Origin of the sequence: Neisseria sp. HMSC058F07, from assembly GCF_001810035.1 — a bacterium.
Taxonomy (GTDB): Bacteria; Pseudomonadota; Gammaproteobacteria; order Burkholderiales; family Neisseriaceae; genus Neisseria; species Neisseria perflava.
Genome location: NZ_KV799682.1, coordinates 8910 through 16716, shown reverse-complemented (window position 1 = coordinate 16716; position 7807 = coordinate 8910). Strand labels below are relative to the sequence as shown.

General features: G+C 51.4%; 11 protein-coding genes. 9 read left to right on the top strand and 2 right to left on the bottom strand.

The features are described 5' to 3' along the window. The coding region (locus tag HMPREF2696_RS11795; RefSeq protein ID WP_249967835.1) for a toprim domain-containing protein at positions 1-307 on the top strand (307 nt) is incomplete at its 5' end. Beyond that, positions 304-1371 carry a DUF927 domain-containing protein gene (locus HMPREF2696_RS06295; protein WP_249967834.1) on the top strand — a complete coding sequence of 356 codons (1068 nt, stop codon included), beginning with the start codon at positions 304-306 and terminating at the stop codon, positions 1369-1371. The genes HMPREF2696_RS11795 and HMPREF2696_RS06295, both read left to right, overlap by 4 nt. 152 nt (positions 1372-1523) lie before the next feature. On the opposite strand, the gene HMPREF2696_RS06290 is transcribed toward HMPREF2696_RS06295, so the two are convergent. After that, positions 1524-2288 (bottom strand): S24 family peptidase, encoded by a 765-nt coding sequence (locus HMPREF2696_RS06290; protein ID WP_239665344.1) that lies wholly within the window; start codon positions 2286-2288, stop codon positions 1524-1526. Positions 2289-2661: 373 nt separating this feature from the next. Further along, a complete protein-coding gene (locus HMPREF2696_RS06285; RefSeq protein ID WP_049343900.1) occupies positions 2662-3120 on the bottom strand; it encodes a hypothetical protein in 459 nt (152 codons plus the stop codon). Between the two features lie 68 nt (positions 3121-3188). Between HMPREF2696_RS06285 and HMPREF2696_RS06280 the strand changes: the two genes are divergently transcribed. The 7 genes from HMPREF2696_RS06280 to HMPREF2696_RS06250 all read left to right on the top strand — a co-directional run. Then, positions 3189-3446: a helix-turn-helix domain-containing protein gene (locus tag HMPREF2696_RS06280; protein WP_049226745.1), complete on the top strand. Its 258-nt coding sequence runs from the start codon at positions 3189-3191 to the stop codon at positions 3444-3446. Next, positions 3443-5644: a Mu transposase C-terminal domain-containing protein gene (locus tag HMPREF2696_RS06275; RefSeq protein ID WP_049343898.1), complete on the top strand. Its 2202-nt coding sequence runs from the start codon at positions 3443-3445 to the stop codon at positions 5642-5644. Before HMPREF2696_RS06280 ends, HMPREF2696_RS06275 begins: the two co-directional genes overlap by 4 nt. Positions 5645-5706: 62 nt before the next feature. Then, positions 5707-6426, top strand: coding sequence for an AAA family ATPase (locus HMPREF2696_RS06270; RefSeq protein ID WP_049343896.1), 720 nt, complete (start codon positions 5707-5709; stop codon positions 6424-6426). Continuing rightward, the gene (locus HMPREF2696_RS06265; RefSeq protein WP_049343894.1) at positions 6423-6992 is read left to right on the top strand and encodes a LexA family transcriptional regulator; all 570 of its coding nucleotides are present in this window, start codon (positions 6423-6425) and stop codon (positions 6990-6992) included. Before HMPREF2696_RS06270 ends, HMPREF2696_RS06265 begins: the two co-directional genes overlap by 4 nt. Next, positions 6985-7332, top strand: coding sequence for a hypothetical protein (locus HMPREF2696_RS06260; protein WP_049343892.1), 348 nt, complete (start codon positions 6985-6987; stop codon positions 7330-7332). The genes HMPREF2696_RS06265 and HMPREF2696_RS06260 overlap by 8 nt, the downstream gene beginning before the upstream one ends. 1 nt (position 7333) lies before the next feature. After that, complete coding sequence (locus HMPREF2696_RS06255; RefSeq protein WP_070588118.1) at positions 7334-7576, top strand: toxin PIN; 243 nt, start codon at positions 7334-7336, stop codon at positions 7574-7576. A 27-nt stretch (positions 7577-7603) separates the two neighbouring features. Continuing rightward, positions 7604-7807, top strand: a 204-nt coding sequence (locus tag HMPREF2696_RS06250; protein WP_070588116.1) for a hypothetical protein, incomplete at its 3' end; no start/stop codon positions are given.

The following is a 7807-nucleotide window of genomic DNA, read 5'->3' as shown; positions in this document are numbered from 1 at the left end:
CATAGAAACCGCCCTTGCCGCCCGTGAATTGTACAAGGCTTACGATTGGGGCTTATACGCAGCCTTAAGTACAAGCGGCATGACTAATTTTCACTTTCCGAACGGTATAAAAGAAATTGCGATTATTGCCGATAACGACACGCCCCGCCCTGTTGGTTACAGAGCCGCTTGTGACTTGGCAATGCGAGCCTTTAAGCAAGGGATCAGGGCAAAAGTATTGAAAAGCAAAACGCCCGGCTATGACGCATTAGACGAACTGAACGAGAAGAAGCAATCAGACAACCATTTCGGAGGACAGACAGCATGAAAAATACCGAAACAGCGAAGCAGGAAAGCACCAACGATTACAACCTTGAAAATGCCGAGCCATTCCGCCCACGCCCTCACTTTGAAATCGATAATCGGGGCGTATGGTGGGTAAACGTTAGAACCGACAAAGACGGCGATATTATCGAAGCAGAGCCGCTATTTCTTTCCGACCCTATCGACATTATAGGCACGGGGCAAGACAATGACGGCGCGTATTATCAGATTATCAAGTTTAAAGACAAAATCACACGCCGGCATAAAACCGCCGCCCTACCACAAGCAGAAATCGGCACAGTTCAAGGCTGGCAGCGTTTGCAGAATTTCGGCCTAGTCATCATGAGCGGGCGGGCAAAAAGGGAAAAACTGGCAGACTATTTGCAGAAAGAGGGAAGCCAGGCGGCCTTTACCATTACCGACCGCGCCGGGTGGAACGGGGAAGCCTACATACTGGCAGGCGGGGAAACCGTTAACGCAGACGGCACAAACATTCTATACAACGGAGACACCAGCCAAAAAGACGGTTACACAGAAAAAGGCAGCCTCAAGGAATGGCAGGATCAGGCCGCGCGATACGCAGAGAACAATAGCCGCCTATGCCTGGCGCTAGGATTAAGCATGGCCGCGCCATTCTTGGCACTTTTGAACGAAGAGGGCGGCGGCTTCCATTTGGCGGGCGATTCATCAAAAGGCAAAACAACCGCCGCGCGGCTTGCCTTGAGTGTATGGGGAGACCCTGAAACCACTAAAGGCAATTGGGACACTACCCCGCTTGGCTTACAGAATTTAGCTTTAGCCCGTAATGATGGCTTGCTAGTGTTAGATGAAATCGGGCAAACAGCCGACCCCCGAAAAATCCCGCAAATGGTTTACAGCGTTATCAACGGCGTTTCAAAAACACAGGGCGCAAAAGATGGCGGCAACCGCAGACAGAAAACATGGCGCAATCTGATACTTTCGACCGGCGAAATAAACCCGGAAAGCCTGATAGGAGACCGCGCCCAATGGAAAGCGGGTAACCATGTTAGATTGCCTGACTGTGGGGTGGTGTTAGTTTTGTCATAGATATATAACGTGGAAAAAATGCAGAAATTATTGAGAACATGAAGATATTTAAAAAATAGGGGAAAATTTTAGAATTGCGAAAAAAGCGCGAAATCTGACAGTTTTTTGTCAGTTTCGCGCTTTTTTTGTCATGGGAATTATCGGGAAGTTGTTTATTTTGATATGCCGCAGCTCCAGAGGTATTTGCCGAGGATTTGGAAGTCGGCGGGGGTGGAGGCAGACAGGGTTAGTTGGGTTGTCGGGTAGATGGATTTATTTGGGTTGTCGCTGATGATGTTGAGTGTATCGGCGGTCAGGCGTTGCAGGCGTTTGACTCGGAGTTCGTCTTGTTGTCGAAACAGGTAGATTCCTTCACGGGTGTAGCGCGTGGCGGTTTGCCATAGGACGGTGCCTTGGTCGATTAGGGTTGGAAACATGCTGTCCCCGTCGATACGGGTACAGAAGCAGTCTGCCGGCGAGAGTTGCAGGTGTTTGAAGAAGGCGGTTCGGAACCACATGGCTTCGGGGTCGGTGTCCCACGGTATTGCGCCGCTGCCTGCGCTGGCGAAGACTTCTTTGTAATAGCGGACGGGTACGATGTCGCGCGTATCCTGACGTGCCGCCCAGTCTGCGTAATCCATATTTTCGATATGCGCTACATCGGGTTGAGTGTTGCGGACTTCAAGCGGTGTGTCTGTTTCCGCGCCATCTATCAAATGGAGCAAGCCTTTTTGTTCCAATTCATCAATAACATAAGGAGGAAGAGGGTAGATTCTTTTAACACCTTTCTTCCCACCTTGTGAAGGTGCTTCTTCATATTCCCAATGTTCTCTTTCTGCCCTGTATTGAATGGCGCGTGTTGTATTCGGCAGGCTTATCAGATTCAACTGGGTAATCAAATTCTGAATTTCAGAGATGCTGAATTTTGGCTCTTTCATTTCCATGCTCCAATTAAAAACATGGAAAAAATCTTAGAAATTATTTTCATATTTAAAACAATCACTTGTCAAAACAACATAGGAAAGCATGGAAATTTTAGTTGCGAAATAATTTCCAAGTTATATAATTTTAAAAACAGCGAAACGGCAACTTTAAAACAGTATAACCGATTTTGCAGTGTTCTTTAACAATTTGGAAATAGCCAAAAAAATGACGGGTATTCGGCCCGTCAGGAAGGAGACTGTTTAACAGGTCGTCTGAAACGGTTCGGACGACCGATTAAACGGTTTTGGTTGAATTTTGTGGGCAAAGCCCACGCTACACACTTTTATATAGAAAGGAAATGAAAGATGAAATACGAAAAACCAGGCATCACCCCTTTTGCGAATGACGGTTTAGGGCTGCCATTTCCGCACCCGCATCAAATGCGGTGGGCGGGAAGAGATTCAAACGGGCGGCTTCGTCCATCAGAAGCTCAAAGAAATCTGCTGAAGGCTCAAGCGCGCCTTTTTTCGAGCAGGCGTCTGCATAACCGTATCGCAACAGCAGGGTATGCAGCAGCAAACCGTCTTGCAGCCGCAGCCATTGGGCATAAACAAATAGCGGGTAGTGTTCGGGGTAGGCTGCTATGGTTTCTTGCCGTGATTTGCCGCCAGCCTTATAAGCTGCAAATGGCACGCTATGTTCGTCAAGCCATGATTGGTAAGTGTCCCAATCACTGATGAAACCACTGACGAAACGGTGCTGCTCGGGGTCGAGCCGCCACCAGTCGTCAGCCAGATCGTAGAGCTGGGCAATGCTTAAATACTTGGACGTTTTATATTCGGACATGACGTTATCCTCAATGTTAATGGGAACGTCATTTTTATATATAAGATGATGAAAGGCAATAAAAAGAGATGAACGGTATGCATCCTGAAATGATACGGGCGGAAATCAAAATGAAGGGACTGTCGCTTGCCGATGTGGCTGCGATGGCAGGTATAGGCGAAAGCACAGTGCGTCAGGCTTTGAGAAAGCCGTCGACTGCCGGCGAGATGGCGATTGCGAAAGTGTTGGGCAAGCCCTTGTATGAGCTGTGGCCTGAACGGTGGACGAAAGACGGGCGGCGCATCCGCCCCCGCTATGCTTATTTATATAAAGAGGCGGCAGCATGAAAACGCATTATTCGATTTCCGAGTTATTGGAAATGAACTTGGAAAAATTTCCTAAGACGAACAGAGCAATCTTATATAAGGTTGAACGAGAGAAGTGGTCTTTTATTGAAGCCTCTTGTCAGGGTGGGAAAAACGGCAAACGCCGCGAATATGCACCGCCCCCAGAGGTGTTGAAACTGATTCAGGCGAAGAAGCTGAACGAGGTTTTGGGCGGTTTGTCAGATTTGCCCGCCCCCCTGTCTTCTTATGAAGAAAAAGGCGGCGAGGAGGCGGGGCTGCCCTCTCCCGATGTGCGAGGGGGACAGCTTACCATCGGCGTTGCGGACGGCTCGACGGAGCAACAACGGCTGTGCGAATCGGCACGACGCGGGGTTTTGTCTGCGGTCGAGCTGGTAATGGCGGAATCGGGTGTGTCGAAGGAGGCGGCGATGACGACTGTTTTGACGCAGGCGAAGATGCCTGGCTTCGAGCATATTGCGAAGCTGTTTTCTTTGGCTGCCGACGGGCGCGGCGGCGGTGGGAAGCTGCCGAGCGTACGGACCATCAAGCGGTGGTTTGCGGCGCGGGAATCTAACAGCCTCGCGCCGAAATCTAGAACCGAGGATATGAACGTCCCGTCTTGGCTGCCTGTGTTTTTGGAATGCTACCGGCTGCCGATGAAGCCTTCTGTTTCTGAAGCTTACCGCTTGTTTGTGAACAGGCTGGAGGCTTTGCCCTCTCCCCAACCCTCTCCCACGGGGAGAGGGGGCGATGTGCCGAGTATCCATCAGGTGCGCCGGTGGTTGGGCAAGCTTGGCAATGTGGAGCGTGAACGCGGACGACGCGGCGCGCGGGATTTGAAAAATATCCTGCCGCACAAACGGCGCGATTTCCTGCACTTGAAACCTGCCGCCATCTACACCGCCGACGGTCATACGTTTGATGCGGAGGTGTTGAATCCGTTATCGGGGCTGCCGTTCAGACCTGAAATTACGACGGTTTTGGACGTTGGCACAAGACGGTGTATGGGCTGGAGCGTGGGGCTGGCGGAAAGCCGGTTTACCGTGCTTGAGGCTTTAAGCCACGCGAGCCGCGCGGCCATCGGTGCGCTTTGGTATGTGGACTGGGGTCGTGGCTTTGAAAACTTGATGATGACGGATGAGGCAACGGGTCTGATGGGCAGGCTGGGTATGACGATGACGCATTCGCGGGCTTATAACTCGCAAGCGAAGGGCGCGTCGGAACGCAGCCATAATATTTTCACACGGGCGGCGGCGAACCTGCCGTCTTTTGTGGGAAAAAATATGGACGACGAGGCGCGGCAGAAGCTGTTTAAGTTGTCGCGTAAGGAAGTCCGCCTGCACGGGAAGATTTTGAATTCGCCGATTCCTACTTGGGATGAGTTTAAGGGCTATATCGAACGGGTGGTGGACGAATATAACGACCGACCGCACCGTTCGCTGCCTAAGTTTACCGACCGCGATGGCAAACGCCGGCATATGTCGCCTAATGAGTTTTGGGCTTTGAAGGTAGCGGAGTTTGGCGAGCCGCCGAGGGTGTCGCCGGAGGAGGAAGGGTATTTGTTCCGACCGCAGGTAATGCGCACGGTACGGCGCGGGGAGGTATCGCTGTTCGGCAATACTTATTATTCCGCCGAATTGATGGAGTTCAACGGTGAAACGGTCAGGGTCGGCTACGACGTGCAGGACGCGCTTTGGGTTTGGATATACGACGATGTCGGACGCCTTATCTGCAAAGCGGAATGGCATGGCAACTCGACGGATTATATGCCTGTCAGCGTCTTGGAACGCGCGGAAGACAAACGCAACGACGAGCGTCTGAAACGCAACGAGCTGCAACAGCAAAACATCCTGAAAGAACGCCGCGTACCGACCATCGAACATCAGGACTCGGTCAATATCGGGGGAATGGTGTTGGGTATGGCGGAAGTCAAGAAGAAGGCTGCTTTACTTTCGCAACTCCGAAGCCGTGAGGATGATTTAACGGTCGAGGCTGTGGAAGTGAAGGCGGTTGCGATGCCGTCTGAACCGGAAACGGCTGCGGGCTGGTCGGTACCGTCCGAAGCATCGGAGCGGTTTGCGCTGTATCAGCGGATTTGCGGTCAGGCGGATTTGCCGCCGCAGGCGCAAAGATGGCTGGAGCGGTATCCGCAAAGCAATGAGTATAAGGCGTTGTCCAAACGGGCGATGCTGGCTTGATTTCAGACGACCTTTCGGGGTTTAAAACAAGGTTTATTCACTACTTTAAAAGGATTTTAAAAATGAAAATTGCAAATATCAACAATCTGTCTTTGGTCTCCGTTGCAATGGAGCGTTTGGTCAACCGTCAGGACGGTTTGCCGGGTTTGGGTGTGTTGTACGGCCCTTCGGGTTTCGGTAAGACGACGGCGACGGTGGCGGTGGCGAATGAGACACGCGCTTACTATGTCCAGCTGCGCAGCGCATGGAGCAAAAAGACGCTTTTGGAAAAAATCTGCTTCGAGATGGGCTTGCCGCCTGCACGGACGGCGGCGGGTTGTTTGGATGTGATCTGCGAACAGTTGGCCGCCAGTCAGCGTCCGTTGATTTTGGATGAGGCGGACTATTTGGTTACGCATAAGGGATTGGTCGAGCTGGTGCGCGACATCTACGAGGGCAGCCAAGCCCCGCTGATGTTGGTGGGCGAGGAGATGTTGCCGACCAAGCTGAAGAAATTCGAGCGTTTCCACGGTCGCGTGCTGGCTTGGGTACCTGCGCAGCCTGTCGATTTGGCAGACGCGGAAGAGTTGGCGAAGGTTTACGCGCCTGATTTGACGTTTGAAAAAGATGCGCTGTCTTATTTGGTGGATTTGGCGCACGGCTCGGTACGCCGCGTAACGGTCAATTTGGTCAATCTGTTGGAGCTTGCCAACCAGCAAGGCTTGGATACGGTAACGCGCGAGATTTGTGCGAAAGCCGACCTGTACAAGGGCGAAGCACCTAAACGCGGGGTCAAATTATGAGCATGACGACATTGACGAAGCCCCGCAACCGCCGACAAGAGATTTGGAACTGTCTGCGGGGCAATAAGGACAGGCTTCAGACGGTCTCTGAAATCGCCAAAGCCTGCCAACTGAGCGGGAATACGGTGTACGCGTATCTGAAAGCTCTTAATAAAGGCGGGTTTGTGTCGATACAGAAGGGTTCGGACTTTTGCAGACCGTACGGATACCGACTGGAGCGGGATGCGGGTGTTGATGCGCCCCGCTTGTCTGATGACGGTCAGCCGTTGAAATGTCCGGTAACGGAAGCCTTGTGGCGGACGATGCGGATTTTGAAAACCTTTGACTTGGACAGCCTGACGGCCCACGTCAATATGACACACCCTGTCAGCCGCAGTATGGCCAAGGTTTATGCTCAACACCTTGAAGCGGCGGGTTATCTGAAAAATACGGGCAACGCTCGGAAAAAATCGTTTGTCCTTTTGAAGAATACAGGGTCGAAAGCACCGCAGCTTCTGGCTGTCAGAGAGGTGTATGACCCAAATATAAACGAAATTGTATTAAGGGAGGTTCCTGATTATGAATGAAAAAGATTATATGAAAGAAGATTGGTACGCGGTTTTGAAGGAAGAGGTCGAGAAAGACGGACTGATGAAGACTGCGGCAAAACTCCGATACAGCGCGACAAGCATCAGTCTGATTTTGAACGGTAAATACAACGGCAAGCCAGACAAAGTTGCTGCGAAAGTGGCGGATGTATTTCGCAAGGTGATGTGTCCGTTTGAAGGTCGGCGGATGGAACGAGCCGAATGTATTGAAATCTCTCTCTCCCCCGCTCCGACGCATAACCCTATCAAAATGCAGCACTGGCGGGCATGTCAAAAGTGTGAAATTAAACCATGCGAAAAGCGTAAAAAGGTTGGCTGAAATGAGACACGAATATGCGGTACACGCCGGAGTCTATGAGGACACTTGGCACGATTATGAAACCCATAAACGGCGGAAGATTTGGCGGGCTGATGTACGCGGCAAGCGGAAAGAAGGCTTCGCATGGTTGCAAATTCGCCGACTGCGGAAACGCTTCGAGAGCAAAGAGGAAGCCAAGGAATGGGCGGCGCAGGTTAAGGCGGATTGGGTACGCAATAATTTTTTTGCCTTGAAAAAATATTAAGTAATTGATTTATAAGGAAATAGGAAAATGTCTAATTTGTTTTGCGAACGGAAAACCAAGTGGATCGGTTTGGCTTTTTGGTTGTTGTTTTGGGCGGTTTTGGTGGGAACGATGCTGCACAGCTGCTCTAAGCCGGTGGTGTCGGCGGCAAAGTTGGAAATGTCGCGCCGCGAGCGTCTGGCGGATTTGGAGGCAAAAGCCTTGGGCGAGCAATACGAGTCGATGAGTACG

Excerpts from the sequence above, each read along its gene's own strand:
- HMPREF2696_RS06295 (WP_249967834.1), top strand. The coding sequence starts at position 304 with ATGAAAAATACCGAAACAGCGAAGCAGGAAAGCACCAACGATTACAAC.
- HMPREF2696_RS06290 (WP_239665344.1), bottom strand. The coding sequence starts at position 2,288 with ATGAAAGAGCCAAAATTCAGCATCTCTGAAATTCAGAATTTGATTACC.
- HMPREF2696_RS06285 (WP_049343900.1), bottom strand. The coding sequence starts at position 3,120 with ATGTCCGAATATAAAACGTCCAAGTATTTAAGCATTGCCCAGCTCTAC.
- HMPREF2696_RS06280 (WP_049226745.1), top strand. The coding sequence starts at position 3,189 with ATGAACGGTATGCATCCTGAAATGATACGGGCGGAAATCAAAATGAAG.
- HMPREF2696_RS06275 (WP_049343898.1), top strand. The coding sequence starts at position 3,443 with ATGAAAACGCATTATTCGATTTCCGAGTTATTGGAAATGAACTTGGAA.
- HMPREF2696_RS06270 (WP_049343896.1), top strand. The coding sequence starts at position 5,707 with ATGAAAATTGCAAATATCAACAATCTGTCTTTGGTCTCCGTTGCAATG.
- HMPREF2696_RS06265 (WP_049343894.1), top strand. The coding sequence starts at position 6,423 with ATGAGCATGACGACATTGACGAAGCCCCGCAACCGCCGACAAGAGATT.
- HMPREF2696_RS06260 (WP_049343892.1), top strand. The coding sequence starts at position 6,985 with ATGAATGAAAAAGATTATATGAAAGAAGATTGGTACGCGGTTTTGAAG.
- HMPREF2696_RS06255 (WP_070588118.1), top strand. The coding sequence starts at position 7,334 with ATGAGACACGAATATGCGGTACACGCCGGAGTCTATGAGGACACTTGG.